18 protein-coding genes are annotated in these 16,193 nt (G+C 68.4%); 9 read left to right on the top strand and 9 right to left on the bottom strand.

Annotated features, from left to right (window positions below; translation table 11 throughout):
- Positions 1 to 3: 3 nt before the first annotated feature.
- A complete protein-coding gene (locus GO986_RS07885) occupies positions 4 to 1,029 on the bottom strand; it encodes a YkoP family protein (protein WP_157458739.1) in 1,026 nt (341 codons plus the stop codon).
- A gap of 304 nt (positions 1,030 to 1,333) precedes the next feature.
- Between GO986_RS07885 and GO986_RS07880 the strand changes: the two genes are divergently transcribed.
- Positions 1,334 to 2,515 carry a glycosyltransferase family 4 protein gene (locus GO986_RS07880; RefSeq protein WP_157458738.1) on the top strand — a complete coding sequence of 394 codons (1,182 nt, stop codon included), beginning with the start codon at positions 1,334 to 1,336 and terminating at the stop codon, positions 2,513 to 2,515.
- Here the strand turns inward: GO986_RS07880 and GO986_RS07875 are convergent.
- The gene (locus tag GO986_RS07875) at positions 2,475 to 3,149 is read right to left on the bottom strand and encodes a glycosyltransferase family 2 protein (protein WP_369409240.1); all 675 of its coding nucleotides are present in this window, start codon (positions 3,147 to 3,149) and stop codon (positions 2,475 to 2,477) included. The two genes, GO986_RS07880 and GO986_RS07875, sit on opposite strands and share 41 nt — an antisense overlap.
- Positions 3,150 to 3,199: 50 nt before the next feature.
- On the opposite strand from GO986_RS07875, the gene GO986_RS07870 reads away from it, so the two are divergent.
- Together GO986_RS07870 and GO986_RS07865 are read left to right on the top strand one after the other, a co-directional pair.
- The gene (locus GO986_RS07870) at positions 3,200 to 4,405 is read left to right on the top strand and encodes an MFS transporter (RefSeq protein ID WP_224574583.1); all 1,206 of its coding nucleotides are present in this window, start codon (positions 3,200 to 3,202) and stop codon (positions 4,403 to 4,405) included.
- Positions 4,389 to 5,108 (top strand): polysaccharide deacetylase family protein, encoded by a 720-nt coding sequence (locus GO986_RS07865; protein ID WP_157458737.1) that lies wholly within the window; start codon positions 4,389 to 4,391, stop codon positions 5,106 to 5,108. The genes GO986_RS07870 and GO986_RS07865 overlap by 17 nt, the downstream gene beginning before the upstream one ends.
- A gap of 263 nt (positions 5,109 to 5,371) precedes the next feature.
- Here GO986_RS07865 and recR read toward each other — a convergent pair whose 3' ends face one another.
- The 4 genes from recR to GO986_RS07845 form a co-directional block, all read right to left on the bottom strand.
- Positions 5,372 to 5,974: a recombination mediator RecR gene (gene recR, locus GO986_RS07860; RefSeq protein WP_369409239.1), complete on the bottom strand. Its 603-nt coding sequence runs from the start codon at positions 5,972 to 5,974 to the stop codon at positions 5,372 to 5,374.
- A gap of 70 nt (positions 5,975 to 6,044) precedes the next feature.
- Positions 6,045 to 6,335, bottom strand: coding sequence for a YbaB/EbfC family nucleoid-associated protein (locus tag GO986_RS07855; protein WP_157458735.1), 291 nt, complete (start codon positions 6,333 to 6,335; stop codon positions 6,045 to 6,047).
- A 74-nt stretch (positions 6,336 to 6,409) separates the two neighbouring features.
- Entirely contained in the window at positions 6,410 to 6,850 is a 441-nt protein-coding gene (locus GO986_RS07850; protein ID WP_157458734.1) for a hypothetical protein, read from the bottom strand.
- Between the two features lie 2 nt (positions 6,851 to 6,852).
- A complete protein-coding gene (locus GO986_RS07845) occupies positions 6,853 to 8,079 on the bottom strand; it encodes an MFS transporter (protein ID WP_157458733.1) in 1,227 nt (408 codons plus the stop codon).
- Here GO986_RS07845 and GO986_RS07840 point away from each other — a divergent pair.
- Entirely contained in the window at positions 8,078 to 8,779 is a 702-nt protein-coding gene (locus GO986_RS07840; RefSeq protein WP_232337550.1) for a winged helix-turn-helix domain-containing protein, read from the top strand. The two genes, GO986_RS07845 and GO986_RS07840, sit on opposite strands and share 2 nt — an antisense overlap.
- A gap of 411 nt (positions 8,780 to 9,190) precedes the next feature.
- Here GO986_RS07840 and GO986_RS07835 read toward each other — a convergent pair whose 3' ends face one another.
- The gene (locus GO986_RS07835; RefSeq protein WP_224574595.1) at positions 9,191 to 9,868 is read right to left on the bottom strand and encodes an NUDIX hydrolase; all 678 of its coding nucleotides are present in this window, start codon (positions 9,866 to 9,868) and stop codon (positions 9,191 to 9,193) included.
- 110 nt (positions 9,869 to 9,978) lie between these two features.
- Complete coding sequence (locus GO986_RS07830; RefSeq protein ID WP_157458731.1) at positions 9,979 to 11,994, bottom strand: amylo-alpha-1,6-glucosidase; 2,016 nt, start codon at positions 11,992 to 11,994, stop codon at positions 9,979 to 9,981.
- A gap of 131 nt (positions 11,995 to 12,125) precedes the next feature.
- Here GO986_RS07830 and infC point away from each other — a divergent pair, with 131 nt between their 5' ends.
- The 5 genes from infC to GO986_RS07805 all read left to right on the top strand — a co-directional run bounded on the left by infC (position 12,126) and on the right by GO986_RS07805 (position 15,241).
- Positions 12,126 to 12,734 carry a translation initiation factor IF-3 gene (gene infC / locus GO986_RS07825; RefSeq protein WP_224574653.1) on the top strand — a complete coding sequence of 203 codons (609 nt, stop codon included), beginning with the start codon at positions 12,126 to 12,128 and terminating at the stop codon, positions 12,732 to 12,734.
- 134 nt (positions 12,735 to 12,868) lie between these two features.
- Complete coding sequence (locus GO986_RS07820) at positions 12,869 to 13,114, top strand: glutaredoxin domain-containing protein (protein ID WP_157458729.1); 246 nt, start codon at positions 12,869 to 12,871, stop codon at positions 13,112 to 13,114.
- Between the two features lie 319 nt (positions 13,115 to 13,433).
- Positions 13,434 to 13,901: a DUF805 domain-containing protein gene (locus GO986_RS07815; RefSeq protein ID WP_157458728.1), complete on the top strand. Its 468-nt coding sequence runs from the start codon at positions 13,434 to 13,436 to the stop codon at positions 13,899 to 13,901.
- A gap of 300 nt (positions 13,902 to 14,201) precedes the next feature.
- Complete coding sequence (locus GO986_RS07810) at positions 14,202 to 14,693, top strand: GNAT family N-acetyltransferase (protein ID WP_198170519.1); 492 nt, start codon at positions 14,202 to 14,204, stop codon at positions 14,691 to 14,693.
- Positions 14,690 to 15,241, top strand: a complete 552-nt coding sequence (locus GO986_RS07805; protein ID WP_157458727.1) for a GNAT family N-acetyltransferase — start codon at positions 14,690 to 14,692, stop codon at positions 15,239 to 15,241. The genes GO986_RS07810 and GO986_RS07805 overlap by 4 nt, the downstream gene beginning before the upstream one ends.
- Here the strand turns inward: GO986_RS07805 and GO986_RS07800 are convergent, their stop codons facing one another.
- Complete coding sequence (locus GO986_RS07800; protein ID WP_198170517.1) at positions 15,242 to 16,093, bottom strand: PH domain-containing protein; 852 nt, start codon at positions 16,091 to 16,093, stop codon at positions 15,242 to 15,244.
- Between the last annotated feature and the right edge of the window lie 100 nt (positions 16,094 to 16,193).

Raw genomic sequence — 16,193 nt, 5'->3', positions numbered from 1 at the left:
CTTCTACCCGTGCAGCTTCAGGAACGCCTCTCTGGAGAGCCAGGCCATCTTGGGCTCACCCTCGCTGGGGGCGCGGCGGGTGCCGTAGGCTGCGCGCAGCAGCCGGAAGCCCAGGCCGTACCAGCGGGCACGCAGGGGCGGCAGGTCCAGCAGCTCAAAGCCCGCCTGCGCCAGCGGGCCGTGAAACAGCGTCACCGCAAAGACCGCCTGCGCGTCCGCCAGCTCGGGGCGGGTCTGTAGGGCGTGGGCCACATCCTTCAGGCTGCGGCGGTAGGCGCGGTAGGCCACCAGGGCGCTGCGGGCCGCCAGTCCCACGATGCGCGGCGAGTGCAGGTGCAGTTCGGCGGTGGGGGTTTGGGGCGGCAGGGGCAGCGGCGGTGGGGCGTGGTTCAGGGCCGCCACTCGCATCACGGCGTCGGCGCGCAGGGCCAGGTCAATGACCGCGTGCTGGCGTGCAAAACGGTCCTCGACCAGCCGGGTGTAGACCCGCTGAAGCAGGTCGCGCGGTTGCCCAGGGCGCAGGTCCGGCACGTCGCGCACCGGGACAGGCTGGTAGCCCAGGGCCTTCAGGTGAGTGAGGGCCGCCGCCAACTCTGCTGGGGCCACCTGAAGCAGGGCTCCGGGGGCAGCCCGCAGGGCAGAGACGGGGAGGGCGTGCAGGTGCTGTCGGCTCAGCGCGCTCAGGCCGCGCAGCCGCTCGGGTGTGGCCCACAGCGTGACCGGGCGGCCAGCTGTCACCTCCAGCCCACTCAGGCCCGCCGGATCGCCCAGGCCGCCAATCTCGTGCTGGTCTGCGGCGGCCTGTACCGCGTCAGGCGCCCGGAGGGCCAGGGCCGGCGAGAGCAGCAGGGTGGCGTGGACCCCCGCCTGGGCCAGGGTGGTCAGGGCCAGTGTCAGGTCGGCGCCCGAGGCCACCGGCACCGCCAGCCCCACGCGGGGGTCGCCGGGGTGCCCGCCGTGCTGCGCGCCGCCCAGGCCCGCGTGCAGCGCCGCGCGCAGGAGAAGAGAACGCGGAGGGGCAGCAGACATAGCCGCGACTGTAGAGCATGGCCAGGGCTGGGGTGGCAGATCGCTGGCTCTCTGAGTGGCGCGGTGAATGCAGAGCGGGCAGGCACCGTAACGGAGGTGCAGCGATGTTCCGTCGAAGCAGAGCCGTCCCGTATCCGGCGTTGTGGCGCAGCTCTCACCAGCGCCACAGGTGACCCTCTGCCTTCGGTGGGGGCAGACACCTTAAGTCTGATGTACCTCTCATCCCGAACGTCGTATGCTCCTGGGCAGTGATGCTTCAGGAACCCTTAAACTTTCTCGGAAGCAGTGCCCTGGGCCAGCGCGCATGAAACCGCTGCGGATTGGTCTGTTCACCGATACCTTTCTGCCTGACCAGAACGGCATCGTGACCAGCGTGGGCCTCCTGAGCGACGAACTGCGCGCCCAGGGGCACCACGTGGAGGTGGTGGCCCCGGACTTTCCGGAGCATGTGGACACCCGCCCGGACGTGGTGCGCGTGGACAGCGTGCGCTACATGTTCCTGCCCACCTACCGCCTGGCGTGGCCCACCCGTAAGGACTTCACGCACAAGTACGACGTGGTGCACACCCACACCCCGCTGACGCTGGGCATGGCCGGCGCGCGGCTGGCCCGCAAGTGGAACGTGCCGCATGTGGCGACCTACCACACGCACATTGAGGCCTACACGCATTACGTGCCCGGCGTGACCGCCTTGCAGCGCCATACAGGCGTGGTCACCAAGGCCATGAGCCTGCTGTACGGGCGCGCCGACGCCGTGATTACCCCCACCGCCGGCATGCTGGACGTGCTGCGCGCCATGCGGGTGCGCCGCCCGGTGGTCATTCCCACCAGCATTGACCCGCGCGTGCTGCGCGCCGCGCCGCCCATTCAGAACCCCTGGCCCGAGGGCAAGCGGCGCCTGCTCAGCGTGGGCCGCCTGGCGCGCGAAAAGCGCTTTGACCATGTGCTGGACACCCTGCCGGGCCTGCCTGACGCCCACCTGGTCGTGCTGGGCGAGGGCCCGGAGCGTGACCACCTGGAAGCGCACGCGGCGCGCCTGGGGGTGGCCGACCGGGTGACCTTCCTGGGCGTGCGCCCCTGGACCGAGGTGGGCGCCTACTACCGCCTGGCCGAACTGTTCGTGTTTGCCAGCGACACCGAAACCCAGGGCCTCGTCTTGCAGGAAGCCCAGCTGATGGGTGTGCCCGTGGTGGCGGTGGGGGCGCGCGGCACGCTCAGCGGCGTGGCCCATGAGCGCAGCGGCTATCTGGTGCGCCCGGCGGACGTGAACGCCCTGACCCACCACAGCCGGCAGATTCTGGCTGACCCTGGGCTGTGGGCGCGGCTCTCGGCCGGCGCGCGCGCGTTTGGGGCCTCCACCACCCCGGCGGGTGTGGCCTCACAGGTGCTGGATGTCTACAGCCAGGTGCTGGGCATGCCGCGCGAGGTTGCCTTCCCGGAAGGCACTACCGGTCATCCCCGAAGTAGCCTCGTGTATGACCGGTAATGTTTTTCAGGTGCTGCCACAGAAACGGCCCCAGGCCCCGGTCCAGGCGCCGGGCACTCGTTTCGACCAGCGCGCCGCGCACGTAGGCCACGCGGCCCAGCCGCGCCAGCGCTTGCCCCAGAATCACGTCCTCGTAGGCCTCAACGGCTGGATACCCGCCCGCCAGCAGCGCGGCCTCACGCGAGAAGGCCATGTTGGCGGCGGCCAGGTTGGGGCGGCCCACCACGCGCGCCAGATGCAGAAAGCCGCTGTAACTGACGCCCGACAGCCGCGCCCAGTGCGGCGGCACCCCCGAAAAGCGCATGGGGCCGTACAGGGCCACCCGGCCCGGCGCAGCCTCATGCAGGCAGTCCAGCCACCCCGGCACCGGCAGAGAGTCGGCGTCAGTGGTGGCCACCCAGTCGGTCTGGGCGGCGTCCAGCCCCATCTGCCGGGCCAGCGCCACCCCACGCGGCTCGCAGCGCAGCACCTGGGCGCCCCAGGCCTGGGCAATCAGGACGGTGTCGTCGCGGCTGCCGTTGTCCACCACAATCACGGCCTCAGGGGCGCGCGTTTGCCGTTCCAGGGCCCGCAGGGTGTGGGGCAGATACCTCGCCTCGTTGCGGGCTGGAATCACGACAGTAAACGCGGGCACGGGCACAGGCTAGCAGGACTTCAGGTTTCTTCTGCCGCAGGAGGCCGCCCGTGACCCGCCGGCCCCTGCGGGACCGCCTGCCCCTGCGCGCCGACATGCTGCCGCCCGTGGGCGCGGCGGCCCTGGCCCTGGCGTGCGCCGAATTTGTGCGAAGCGGGTTTTACGGCGCCTACCTGACGCAGGTCGTGGACACCCAGTTTGGCCTGCCTGTGACTGCGGCGGCGGGAGCCTGGACCGCGCATTTCGTGGCCGACACCCTGATGCGTGGCCCAGCCGGCGCGCTGGTGCTGCGCCTGGGGCTGCGCCCCGCCATGGTGGGCGGCGCCCTCCTGAGCGCCGGGGCCCTGGCGCTGCTGCTGCTGCCCATCAGCGTGTGGGTGCTGATTGCGGCGGCGGTACTGCACGGCCTGGGCTTTGCCGCGCTGTGGCCCGGCACCCTGAGCCTGGTGACCGAAGCCGCCCGCGAGGGCTACCAGGGCCGCGCCCTGACCCTGGTGACCACCAGCGTGATGGGGCTGTCGGGCCTGGGCTTTTTCGTGTTTGGGGCGCTGGCTGCGCGCGGCGACAGCTTTGCCCTGGGGCTGGCGCAGGGGCTGCTGCTGCTGTCGCTGGTGCTGACCCTGGCGGTGCCCCGCCGCCTGGCCCTGGCCACGCCCGCCGGGGCCGAGGCGGCCAGCGCTGCCCGCCCCCGCTCGTTTGTGGCGGGCCTTCTGCCGCTGCTGCCGGCCGCCTTCATGCAGACCCTGACCCTGACCCTGCTGGGGCCGTGGCTGTTCCGTATCGCGCCGCAGATGGGCCTGTCTTACTGGGGGCTGGTGGGCCTGCTGGTCGTGGGCGGCGGCGTGGCCTACGGCCTGATGCCGCTGACCGGCCGCTTTGCCGACCGGGGCCGCGCCCGCACCGGGGTCATGCTGGGCTACGCCCTGGTGAGTGCCGGCTTCGTGGGCTTTGCCCTGACCCCGGCGCCCTGGCTGCTGTACGGCCTGGCGCTGGTGGCGGGCCTGGGCTACGCCTTCCTGACGCCAGGCTGGGCCGCGCTGGTCTCGCAGGTGCTGCCGCCCGCGCAGCGCCCCGCCGCCTGGGGCATCTTGATGACGGCCGAGAACGCCGGCCTGACCCTGGGCCCACTGGTGGGCGCCCTGGCATTGAAACAGGCGGGCGTGCCTGGTCCCTTTATGGTTGGGGCAGTGCTGGCGGCCCTGACGGCGAGCGGTTACGTGGTGTTTCGCCGGGCCTTTCATGCCGCGTCCACTTAGGCGGCTGGTTGGCCTGCTGGCCGCATGGGGCGCCGCGGCCCTGCTGGCCGAAGTCGTGGGCCGCGCCGCTGGTCTGGGCGCCCTAGGGGGCGGCGACTCTGCCCGGCGGCGCGTCGCCTTGACCTTTGACGACGGCCCCAGCGAGAGGACGCCGCAGCTGCTGGCGGTGCTGGCCCGGCATGGGGTGCGCGCCACCTTTTTCGTGACGGCGCCGGCCTGTGCGGCCTTTCCTCAGTACCTGGCAGTCCTGGAGGCCGCCGGACACCGCCTGGAAGCCCACGGCCGCTGGCACCGCCACGCGCTGCTGCTGCCCCCCTGGCAGGAGTGGGCGCAGGTGCGCTGGCACCCCCGGCCCCGGCAACCCGGCCCGCTGCTCTACCGCCCCCCCTACGGCGGCCACAGCCCCCTGACCCGCCTGCTGGCCTGGCTGGCGGGGCGCCGGGTAGCCCTGTGGGACACCGAAGGCCGCGACTGGACCGGAGCAGAGGCCTCCACCCTGGCCCGGCAGACCCTGGCCCGCGCCGGGGGCGGCAGCGTGGTTCTGCTGCACGACGGCCCTGCCGTGACCCCGGCGCTGCTGGACGAGTTGCTGGCTGGCCTGCGTGAGCGCGGGCTGGAGGTGGTGCCCCTACACGAACTGCCCCCCCACCGCATTGGCTGGCGCGAGGGGCTCCGACGGCTGCAGGGAAGTTACGGGAAATAACTACGGCTTCCGTTTGGTGGAGGAGTGGTGGGGCTTCGGCGGCCGACTGCCTCAGTCTCCAAGGGAGCTTAAACAGCAGTGAAACAAGACCAGCGGCGACAGGTGTATGGTCATGGGAGGACACCAATGTTTCTCGGAATGAGGGCAAGACCGCTGGGAACGCCCATAACCAGAAAATTGCCAGGCGTCACGCTGCATTCGGCGAGTCGCTGTCATGAAAAAGGCCGCCTCTTCAATCTGGAGGCGGCCATTGAGTTCAGCGCTCAGTTCGGCTTGGTGACCCGCGTTCGGCCCGCCAGGGCGCGGCCCAACGTGACCTCATCGGCGTATTCCAGCGCGCCGCCCACCGGCAGGCCGTAGGCGATGCGACTGACCACCGCGCCCAGTGGCTCCAGTAGGCGCTGCAGATACAGCGCGGTGGCGTCGCCCTCCACGGTCGTGCCGGTTGCCAGAATGATCTCCAGGCCCTCCTGTACGCGCGGCAGCAGCGGCTTGATGTGCAGGCGGTCAGGGCCGACGCCGTTCATGGGGCTCAGGACGCCGTGCAGCACGTGATACAGCCCTCGGTATTCGCCGCTCCGCTCAATGGCAATCACGTCGCCAGGTTCTTCCACGACGCAGATCACGGCCTGGTCGCGGCTGGGGTCGCTGCACACGTCGCACTTCTCGGCGTCGGTGATGTTAAAGCAGATAGGGCAGGTGTGCAGGTCGCGCTTGGCGTCCAGCAGGGCGCGCGACAGGCGGTCAATGTCCTCGCGCGGCTGCTCGAACAGGTAAAAGGCCAGCCGCTGGGCGCTTTTGGGGCCGATGCCCGGCAGGCGCGACAGCTCGCGGATCAGGGCCACCAGAGAGGGCGGGTATTTCACCGGCGACCCCTCATGAGCGCAGAAGGCCTCACCCAGGCACGCGGCCGGGTGACAGGTGCGGGGCCGCGCATCAGAAGCCGGGGATGCCCAGGCCGCGTGTGGCGTCTTGTTGCAGGGCGTCGGCCTTGGCGCTGGCGTCCTGCAGGGCGACGAGCAGCAGGTCTTCCAGCGCTTCCACGTCGTCTGCGTCCACTGCTTCAGGCTTGATCTTCAGGGCCGTGACCTTGCCGTGGCCGTTCATGGTGACCGTGACCAGACCGCTGGCGGTGCCTTCGACGCTCTTGGCGGCCAGGTCCTCCTGAATCTTGGCGGCGGCCACCTGCGCCTGCTGCATCTGCTTCATCAGTTTCTTCATGTCCATAGCCCCCGCAGTCTACCGGGCCAGGGCCGGGGAGAAGGTGCCGAACAAGGGCACAACCAGAACTACTCTTTGCCTCACGGCGCAGGAAACTGCGTCACGTATCGCTGTGCCCGATGCCAAACGTCGCCAGGAAAATCTTCGGGCGCACAGTGATTGTTGAGTGCGCAGAACTCGGCGAGTGAGAGGCCAAGTTCAAACACGTCGGCTTGCCAGCCAGGCTGAGTAGCGGTCAACGCTGCGTAATGTTGCTGCACGAGATTGTCGGCAAGAACGTAACCCTGCGCGTCGAAAGCTCTTTCACCATTTGATACATAGAGATGACTGCCGCGAAATCCAGGGGCTGGTCGGATAAACCAGGGCTGAAAACCCGCCTGAGGATAGGTCGCTAGAAAAACGAACGCCAGGATGTGACACGCACCTGAGGAGAAAAACCGGATATCTGGTCTCGCCCAACTGAGCTGGATGTCCTGCACCTCTTCTGCCGTTCTCATGAAGGTGGTGATGGGCTGCCGCATCTCTACAAAATAATCTCCTTACTGATCCAGTCTGCGGCTGGGCGGTCGGCCTGACGGCCCCAGCGCCAGAGCAGCCAGCCCAGGCCCTGGGCCAGCGCGGCGAGGCCAAACCACAGCCCCAGGGGCAGGCGGTCCAGCAGGGGCGACACCAGCAGCAGACTCAGGGGCATGCCCAGGCGGGACACCATGCCCAGCACGCCAAACACGCGCCCCAGATACGCCTGCGGCACCTGGCCCTGAAGCAGCGTCTGAAAGGCGATGTTGCTCAGCCCAAAGCCAAAGCCCAGCGCGGCGGCGCCCGGCAGCAGCACCCCGGTCACGGGCCACAGCCACAGGGCGGCGTAGGTCACGGCCGTCAGCAGCAGGCCGGCGCTGATCAGGCGGCTGGGGGCGGCGCGCTCACTCAGCTGAACCACCAGGAGGCCAGCGGCCAGCAGCCCCGCGCTTTCCAGGGCCAGAAACAGGCTGTAGCCGGTGGCCGACGCCCCCAGGGTGCCAAACAGTTTGGGCAGGATGGCCGTCACGGGGGCCAGGCTGGCATTGAGCAGCAGCGCGATGACCGGCGCCAGCACCAGCAGCCGGGACTGCCCCATAACCCGCAGCCCAGCGCCCAGGTCGGCCCAGAGGCTGGGGCGGGGACCGGCTGGCGTGGGCCGGCCAGGCAGCGTCACCCAGGCCAGCAGCGCGGCCATCACCAGAAAACTGGCACCGTCAGCCAGAATGGCCACAGGCGGCGACCACGCCGTGACCAGCCAGCCCCCAGTCAGCGTGCCCAGCAGCCAGGCGCCCCGGCCCACACTGCCCAGCAGGCCATTGGCGCGGGCCAGTTGCGCCGGAGCCACCAGGGCCGGCACCGCCGCGCTGCTGGCCGGTTCGGCCAACAGGCCCGCCAGGCCGGTGAGCAGCGCCGCCGTGTTTACCAGCCACAGCGGCACCTCGCCCAGCACCAGCGCCGCGCCGCCCATCCCCAGTTGCAGTGCGCCGCGCAGCAGGTTGGCAGCCAGAAGAGACACTTTCAGCGGCCACCGGTCTACCAGCGTGCCGGCCAGTGGCATCAGGAGGTTGGGCAGCAGGGTACAGGCCAGGGTCACGGCCATCAGGCCCGCCGAGCCAGTCTGGTGCAGCACCAAAAAGCCCAGCGCGATGCCCGCCAGGGCGCTGCCAAACTGTGACTGCGCCGTGCCCAGTAGCCAGAGACCAAAACTGCGCGTCCAGAGAGAAGGTGACATGGCCTCAGTGTCTGGACAGCACTACCGGAAAAAATACCCCGATCTTCAGGTAGAAAGCGGCTACAGTCGGCGGGTGCCCCCTCACCATGTCGCCACAGCCGCGCAGGCCGCCCTGCTGATCCGCCCGGACCTGCGGCCTCTGCTGCAACTGCTGATGCAAGGGGCCCGCAGCGCGGCCGAGGTGGCCCGTGAACTGGGGGTGCCCCTGGCCCGCGCCTCGTACCTGCTGGGCCAGTTGCAGCGGGCCGGGGTGGCGGGCATTGAGCGGGTAGACGCCCGCGCGGGGCGGCCCATCAAGCGGTACCGCGTGGCCCCGCGCTGGTTCATTCCTTACGGCGTGACGGCGGCCGCCACCCTGGACGACCTGTGGCTGGGGCAACTCGCGCCGCGCATGGCTCAGCTGGCCACCTTGGCCGCCCGGCAGACCCAGAGCTACGCTCCCGTGTGGGGCCTGTGGCTGTCTCAGGGCGACACCGACAGCAACCTGGAACTGGGCGACGAGACTGGCCCGGCTCACGCCCTCTTTGCTGGCGATGAGCCGCTGATGCTGACCATCGCCACCCTCAGGCTGGGCGCCGAGCAGGCGCGGCGCCTCAAGCGGCGGATGCTGGCCTTGCTGAAGGAAGCGGCCGAGTGGGAAACGCCCGGCGCCGCGCCCCATACCCTGAGTCTCCTGCTGGTGCGCGGCGCCGTGGACTGATACGGACTCCGATTAAATCGTTTGCAAAAACGATGAAATCCGAGCGGACTTGCAAAGCTGCGCAGCAGAGCGAGAAGGAGAAAAACGGGTTCCGGACGTGGAGTTGGCAAATCGGCGTTTTCCCGATTTGTCAACGAAACAAACGGAATCCGTATGAGAGAGCAATGCCGCGGCGGCAGACCACCTTGGTCTCTGAGCGGGCATTTGCAGCGGCGGGAGTGCGGCTCCGGACGGGCCTCAGCGTGCCCTGGCATCAGAGCAATAAGCCTGATTCAGCCGTTGTTGCCCATGGTTCTACTGGCATGGATTTACAGAGTAGCCGTACAGGTTGAGACAGCTCCGCTTTGTAGGTGTGACAGACGCTGTCGGCACCGGAGGCAACCGCGATCTAGCGGAGCTATCTGGGCTTCATTACAGCGCAGGCGTCCGTGTGCCCTTGGCGCGGCGGTAGAGCTGCGCAGGCCTGCCCACACCGCTGCGCCGCTCGCCGCTGGGGGTCAGGGTGCCCTGTGACAGCAGCCGCTTGCGGAAATTTCGCTTGTCCAGCTTGCGGTTCAAGATGGCCTCGTATACGCCCTGAAGTTCCGGCAGTGTAAAGGTATCGGGCAGAAATTCCAGCGCCAGATTGGCGTATTCCAGTCGCAACTGCAGGCGGCCCAGCGCCCGGTCCAGAATTGCCCGGTGGTCAAAGGCCAGGGGCGGTGGCTGGTGGGCACTCTGCCACGCCGCGCCCAGGGTGTGGCCGCCGCCGCTGACCTCCACGGTGCCGTGCGGCAGCACCGCCAGATGCGCCACGCTGACGATGCGCCCGCGCGGATCGCGGTTGACCTCACCGAAGGTAAAAAACTGTTCGAGGTGGCGGGGTTCCAGTTCCACGGTGGTCTCGGTTCTCAGTTCGCGCAGCGCGGCCTCGTGCAACTCCTCGCCGGGGTGGACAAAGCCGCCGGGCAGCGCCCAGTCGCGCGCGTGGGGCAAAGCACCCCGCTGCACCAGCAGCACCCGCAGTTCGCCGGCGTGCATGGCAAAGGCCGCCACGTCCACCGCCAGCCCCACCTGCGTGGCCTGGGGGGGCAGCGTCAGGTCGCTCACAGCCTGACCCCGGCGCAGGTCAGGAAGGGGCGGGGGGCGTGCATAGCCCGAATCCTAGATTTTGTGTCCTGGGAACGTCAAGTCAAAACGTCTGTGGCCGGGCCTGGGTGTCAACTGGGCTGGCCGGCTGCGGCCACCTGCGCCTCGGCTTGCGAGACCAGCACGTGTGCCCGCAGCAGCTCGGCCACGCTCCAGGCCTGAAAGGGGCAGCCGCCGGGCCGCAACTCGTCGCCGCTAAATACTTCCGAGACGTGGCCCAGCCCCGCTTCCCAGACATGCCCCATCAGGCCAGTGAGGGCCGCGCGCGCCCGGCGCACCTCGCCCTGCGAGAGCAGCAACTCCACAAACGCCGTCAGCGGCCACGGCCAGACCGTGCCCTGGTGATAGGCCGCGTCGCGCAGCACCTGCGGCCCGCCGTAATTGCCCCGGTAGCGCGCGTCCAGCGGCGAGAGGGTGTGCAGGCCCACGGGGGTCAGCAGCTCGGCCTCGGTGACCGCGACTGTGGCCGCCACCTGCGCCGGGGTGGTGGGGGTGTCGGGCAGGGCGAGTGCCAGCGGCACATTGGGGCGCAGGCTGCGGTCGGGTTGACCCTGGGCGTCCAGCGCGTCGGCGTAGGCGCCGCTCTGCCAAAAGGCCGGGAAGGTGGCCTGGGCGCGGGCCAGTGGGCCGGCGAACTGCGGGGCCTCACCCAGCGCCGCCGAGAGACGCCCTTCGGCCCCCAGCGCGGCCAGCCACAGCCCCTGAATTTCAATGGGCTTGCCGTGCCGGGGAGTGACCACCCAGTCCTCGATCTTCACGTCCATCCAGGTGAGCTGCACGCCAGCTTCTCCGGCCAGCAGCAGGCTGTCTCGCTCGTCCATGCGGACGCCGTGGTCGGTGCCGCGCACATGCCAGCCCAGCAGGTCGCGCAGGTGGGGCAATGCCTCTCTGGCAAAGGCCAAGTCACCCGTGGCACCCACATACCGCTCCAGGGCCACCGCCAGCCACAGGGCGCCGTCCACCGTGTTGTAGCCGGCCCCGGCGCCGTCGTCCCGGAAGTTGTTGGGAATCAGGCCCCGGCGCGCTGAGTGAAGAAAGGTGGCCAGTAACTCGCGTGCCTCGGCGTGGCGGCCGGTCAGCAGGGTCAGGCCAGTGAGGGCAATCATGGCGTCGCGGCCCCAGTCGGCAAACCAGGGATAGCCGGCAATGACGCTGCCGCCCTGGGGCTGGGCGCGGCGCACCAGGTAGGCGTCGGCAGCCACGGCCAGGGTGGCCACCAGGTCGTCGCGCACGCCCGTCACGAGCATGGCGCGTTCAGCCAGTTCGCGGCGCCGGGCGGCCTCCTGGGTGTAGGCGGCCCAGGGGTCGGTGACCTCGGCGGCGCTGGCGGCGGGGGACAGGCCCTGCACCACCAGCGCCGCGCGCCCGCCGCCGGCTGGAAAATTCAGCTCCCACAGGGCGGCGCCCAGGGTAAATTCATGGTCGGGCTCGCCGCGCGCCGCGTCGTGGCGGTAGTAGACCCGCTGCGGCGTGGGCTGGGGCGTCAGGGCATCAATGACGGCGCCCGGCGCACGAACGGTCACGCGGGTCAGGCGCTCACCCTGCACACTGACCACACGCCCGGTCTGGGTAAAGGTCAGGTCCGGTGCGCGGCGGTGAACGGCGTGCATGTCGCGGTCCACGAAGTAGCCGCCCAGGCTCAGGTTCACCGGGTCGCGGCTGATGATGTCGTACAGAAACACCACGGCCCCGGACCCGCGCGGCGAAAAGCTGCGGCGCCGCACCCGCACGCCCGCCACCACCTGCTCACGTTCGGGCAGCAGGTCAAAGAGGCTCGCGCCGCTCAGGGTTTCTAGCCCCTGGCCCTCAAAGACCCCTGGCGCCAGTTCCAGGGCGTGCAGGGCGACCTCGCGCACGCCGCTGCGCGTGGCCACGCGCAGCACTTCTCGCGGCGAGACAAAGTGCGTGTGCCGCTGCACCGGCGGCAGCGCGCTGACTACTAGCCCCGAGTAACAGCGGGTGGGCACCCCGGCCAGGCTGCTCAGGGCAAAGCCGCCCAGGCCGTCGGTCAGCAGCACTTCCAGGTCGGGGTTGCGGGCCGTCAGGGGGCCAAAAGTGGCGGCGGCAGGCCAGCTGGGCGCGGTCATGCCGGTCAGCATGGCAGAAGCCGGCGGCGGGTCAGCCTCGCCGTGGTAGACTGGGGGGTCTCGCGCCCTGCCTTTCTTTTCGTATGGGCGCAGCCGCCCGGTGAGCCAGCGTGCCCCGGAGCGCGGCGGAGGTGATGAACATAGCGAAAGAACACAAGGTCAACGAGCAGATTCGCGTGCGCCAGATTCGACTGATTGGCGCGGAAGGCGAGCAGGTGGGCATTATTGACACGCGCGACGCCATGCAGATGGCCCGCGAGGCGGGTATGGACCTCGTAATGGTCAGCCCCCAGGCCGTGCCCCCTGTCTGCCGCCTGCTCGACTATGGCCGGTTCCGCTACGAGCAGCAGCAGAACGAGAAAGAAAACCGCAAGCGTGCCCGCGCGCAGGAAGTCAAGGCCATCAAATTCCGCGTGAAGATTGATGACCACGACTTCAACACCAAGACCGGGCACGTGCGCCGCTTTCTGGAAGAAGGCCACAAGGTCAAGGTCACCATCATGTTCCGTGGCCGTGAACGCACCCACCCCGAACTGGGCGAGCGCATTCTGGTGCGCGTGGCCGAGACCCTGGCCGATATCGGCGCCCCGGAAAGCAACCCCAGCATGATGGGCATGGACATGAACATGATCATGACCCCCAAGGCGGCGCCTGCGCCCAGAAAAGAGCGCCCAGCGTCTGAAGAAGCCGGCGCCGCTCCCGAAGCAGAAGCGGCCCCCGCGCCTGCTGCCAGCGCCTGAAGCGGCGTTCCGTTACAGCTCACCCCCGCCGTGGGGTGGGCTGTTCCCATGACGCGGACAGCTGAAGGCATCTTCATGCTTTATTTTATAAACTAGGTGTACCGGCAGAATGTCATCTGTCCAGGAGGTTCCCCATGATCAAGATGTACACAACCAGCTGGTGCCCCGACTGTCACGCCGCCAAGCGCGCCCTGAGCAGCAAGGGCTTGGCTTTCGAGGAAATCAACATTGAGCAGGACGAGAGTGCCGCGCAGTATGTCATGAGCGTTAACGGCGGCAAGCGCAGCGTGCCCACGCTGGTTCACGGCGACGTGGCGGCTAGCCTCAGCGGCTTCCGGCCTCAGAAACTGGACGCCTTCCTGGCGCAGGCTGGACTGTAACAGCAGGAAGGTAGTGCTTGGTGCGCGGAGGGAGTAAAAGCCCTTCGCGCACTTTTTTGGTGTGTGGCTGAGTTAATCCTCTAGCGGGTGCCTGGTGGCCCATCGGTAGAGGCTCCAATGGTTTCTGACGTAAATTTCTCCTGTAAGTAGTGGTCTGAATAGCCTCCAGGCCGCACCTTTGGGCGTTGTGCCGAAGCTGTGGCATTTGTACAGCGTGCTTTGGATTGCTCCTGCGCCAGCTGCTGACTGCACATTCAGTTACATCTGTCCCATTCGCAGCTTAGACTGTCCTCACGTAACGCGCACAGGGGGAAACCACATGAACGAGTATCTGAATGTCATTCGTAACAACTACGCCAACTTTACGGGCCGTGCCCGCCGCCGTGAATACTGGATGTTCACGCTGATTAACGGCATCATCCTGATTCTGCTGCAAATTCCAGTGCAGGGTGCAGCGCTGGCTATGGTGGCCCAGATGCAGGCGCAGACCAATGCTGGGGTGGAAGCCACCCCCAACCTGGGGTTCACCGGCATCACCCTGATTTTTGCCCTGCTGCTGTTCATCTACTCGCTGGCCGTCCTGGTGCCGAGCCTGGCGGTGACGGTGCGCCGCTTGCACGACACGGGCAAAAGTGGCTGGCTGATTCTGCTGAACCTGATTCCCTTCATTGGCGGCCTGATTCTGCTGGTGTTTCTGGTCACGGACAGCGAAGCCGGCGCCAACAAATGGGGTCCGAACCCCAAAGGGCTGGGCCAGAACGCGGCCGCCCCCGCCAACAACTGGTAAGAGCGTCCAGCAGAGAAGCCCGGTCAAACCTGACCGGGTTTTTTCTTTAATACTCCATGCCCAGCAGTTAGGCGAGCAGAGTGGCCACAGCATTGGGAACGTAACGGGGCAGGGTGGTTTGAGTGGCCAGGACGGAGCGACACGCTCGTCCGGCATGCTGAAAATCCACGTTCAAGCCTCGGCGCGCTGCCGGGCCATCTGGGCAGGTCAGGACAGCAAAGGGCATAGGCACGGCCTCTCCATCCCCATGCGCCAATTGGCCGAGGCTGCCCTGCACCGCCACGCCGCAGACTTGGCCCTATGCCTGTCACCGTGCGGCCTCTGGACCCAACCGACTTTGCTCAGCTACGCCCCATGCTGCTGGACATGGGCTTCGTCGAAGATGAAGCGGCGCTAGCGGCACGCTTTCCGGCCTTCTGTGCAACTCCAGCCTGGGTAGTCCTGGGAGCGTTTGAAGACGGCACCCTGCTGGGCTACGCCGCTGCTCAGGACGCCGGAGCAGACCTCCGCTCGGGAAACTCGCACCGCACGGCTAAACTGCACGACCTCTATACGTTGCCCCAGGCGCGGCGTCAGGGAGTGGGCCGCGCACTGATGAAAGCCGTGGAAACCTGGGCATGTGAGAGTGGCCTGCGTTATCTGTACTGGTATGCCAATCTGCACGAAGCCAGCCCTGCCTATGTGGGGATGGGCTACGTACCCGGTGCAGAGGTGCAAGAGGGATATCATTTCTTCGAGCTGAACTTTAGAGCAGCGAACACCCGCCGGCCCCACCCGGAGCGCGGCCAGTGAGTCTGGAGGTGCAGCTCACGCCGCGCGCCGAGGTCACGCCACTGCTGGAAGGCCACCTGCGCGCCCTGCTCCAAGCGGCCTATCCCCAGTGGGCCGATTTCTGGGCGGGCACATCGTTCTGGGGCAGCGAGCCGGAATGGCATCTGTGGCTGGCCGGGCCGGGAGGGCAGCCGGTGGCGCAACTGGGCTTCGGGCGGCGCACGGTGAACCTGGGCGGGCAAGCCGTCTGTATAGCAGGGGTGGGCGGGGTCGCCACCCACCCGGCCTGGCAGGGGCAGGGAGTCGGGCGCCAGCTGCTGCGTGCCTTGGGGCAGACGCTGAAGGCACGGTCAGACGTGGACTACGCCTTCTTGCAGTGCCGGGAAGAGGTGGCGCCGTTTTACGAGAGCGGCAGTTTTGTGCGGGTGACGAACCCCGCGCATTTTCTTGACCCTGACGAGGGGCAGTGGGTGACGAACGCTGGGCCCACTCTGATTTTGCCGGTGTGCCGGGCGCTGGATGACTGGCCACTAGAGGAGACGGTGGAGCTGCGGGGGCTGCCGTGGTAACTACGCAGGCCCCTCAAACCAGGCGGCCAGGGCGGCGGGGTCTTGGGGTGTGAGGTAGAAGGTGCGGCCTCTGTGGGTCAGCAGCAGGGCCTGGGCCGGGCGGCTGGACCCAGCGGCAGCCTGCACGTGGCCGCCCGACGCGCCAGCTGAACTGAAAGTGCCGCTGTAGTACCCCGGAATGGCCGTGCCAAAGAGGCGCAGGCCCAGCGGTGCCGCCGTCAGCGTGGCTGTCGTCCCAGTACGGGGAAAGCGGGTGCTGCTGGCCCAGGTGCGCACCACCAGGGCGTCGCCGTCCTGGGCGTAGCGCACGCGGGGTTTGGACAGGAAAAAAGCCAGCAGGGGCACGAGCGGGAGCAGCACCAGGAGCTCGGGCCAGCTCAGCTGTGCGGGCCGGGCTGGGCGAAAGTCCCCCGACCCGCCGCTGCGCCAGACCCGCAGCAGGGCGTCCGGGTCGGCGGGGGTCAGGACGGTTGGGGGCTGGGTGGCGAAGACCAGGGCGCCTTTGCCCTGCGAGCCGTCGCTGTAGACCGCTGCGCGGCTCTGGTCCACCCAAAAGGTGCCTACCGTGTACCCCGGCAGGTCCGAGCCGATCAGCTTGCCGCGCAGCGTCACCGGCCGGCGCTGGACAGGCGTCCCCGCCGGAATGCTGGTACGCGAGGCCAGGGAGCGGGCGGTGATCTGCCCGCCCTGCACCGTGTACACCGGCAGCCTGAGGGCCTGAGGAGCGAAGAGGAGGACCGGGACCACCAGTAGAGGCAGCAAAAGTAGCGGCAGCAGAAACAGGGCGCGGGCCCAAGGCCACCAGCGCGGTGTCTGTTCGGTGTTCACAGGCAGGGCAGCGGTGGGGGGCATACCCAGGCATACGCTGAGAAGGCGCGCCCGGTTGCCCCCACCCCCCTCACCCCGCTATCCTGCCTCTATGAAGCCCTCGCCCCATCACTCCGGTCTGGTG

Origin of the sequence: Deinococcus arboris (assembly GCF_009755355.1) — a bacterium.
GTDB lineage: Bacteria > Deinococcota > Deinococci > Deinococcales > Deinococcaceae > Deinococcus > Deinococcus betulae.
This window is presented reverse-complemented; position numbering and strand designations above follow the sequence as displayed.

Bases quoted from the DNA above. Each gene is read 5' to 3' on its own strand.
- GO986_RS07830 (WP_157458731.1), bottom strand. From the start codon at position 11,994: ATGACCGCGCCCAGCTGGCCTGCCGCCGCCACTTTTGGCCCCCTGACG.
- GO986_RS07810 (WP_198170519.1), top strand. From the start codon at position 14,202: ATGCCTGTCACCGTGCGGCCTCTGGACCCAACCGACTTTGCTCAGCTA.
- GO986_RS07885 (WP_157458739.1), bottom strand. From the start codon at position 1,029: ATGTCTGCTGCCCCTCCGCGTTCTCTTCTCCTGCGCGCGGCGCTGCAC.
- GO986_RS07800 (WP_198170517.1), bottom strand. From the start codon at position 16,093: ATGCCCCCCACCGCTGCCCTGCCTGTGAACACCGAACAGACACCGCGC.
- GO986_RS07865 (WP_157458737.1), top strand. From the start codon at position 4,389: ATGCCGCGTCCACTTAGGCGGCTGGTTGGCCTGCTGGCCGCATGGGGC.
- GO986_RS07850 (WP_157458734.1), bottom strand. From the start codon at position 6,850: ATGCGGCAGCCCATCACCACCTTCATGAGAACGGCAGAAGAGGTGCAG.
- GO986_RS07855 (WP_157458735.1), bottom strand. From the start codon at position 6,335: ATGGACATGAAGAAACTGATGAAGCAGATGCAGCAGGCGCAGGTGGCC.
- GO986_RS07845 (WP_157458733.1), bottom strand. From the start codon at position 8,079: ATGTCACCTTCTCTCTGGACGCGCAGTTTTGGTCTCTGGCTACTGGGC.
- GO986_RS07820 (WP_157458729.1), top strand. From the start codon at position 12,869: ATGATCAAGATGTACACAACCAGCTGGTGCCCCGACTGTCACGCCGCC.
- GO986_RS07840 (WP_232337550.1), top strand. From the start codon at position 8,078: ATGGCCTCAGTGTCTGGACAGCACTACCGGAAAAAATACCCCGATCTT.
- GO986_RS07880 (WP_157458738.1), top strand. From the start codon at position 1,334: ATGAAACCGCTGCGGATTGGTCTGTTCACCGATACCTTTCTGCCTGAC.
- GO986_RS07815 (WP_157458728.1), top strand. From the start codon at position 13,434: ATGAACGAGTATCTGAATGTCATTCGTAACAACTACGCCAACTTTACG.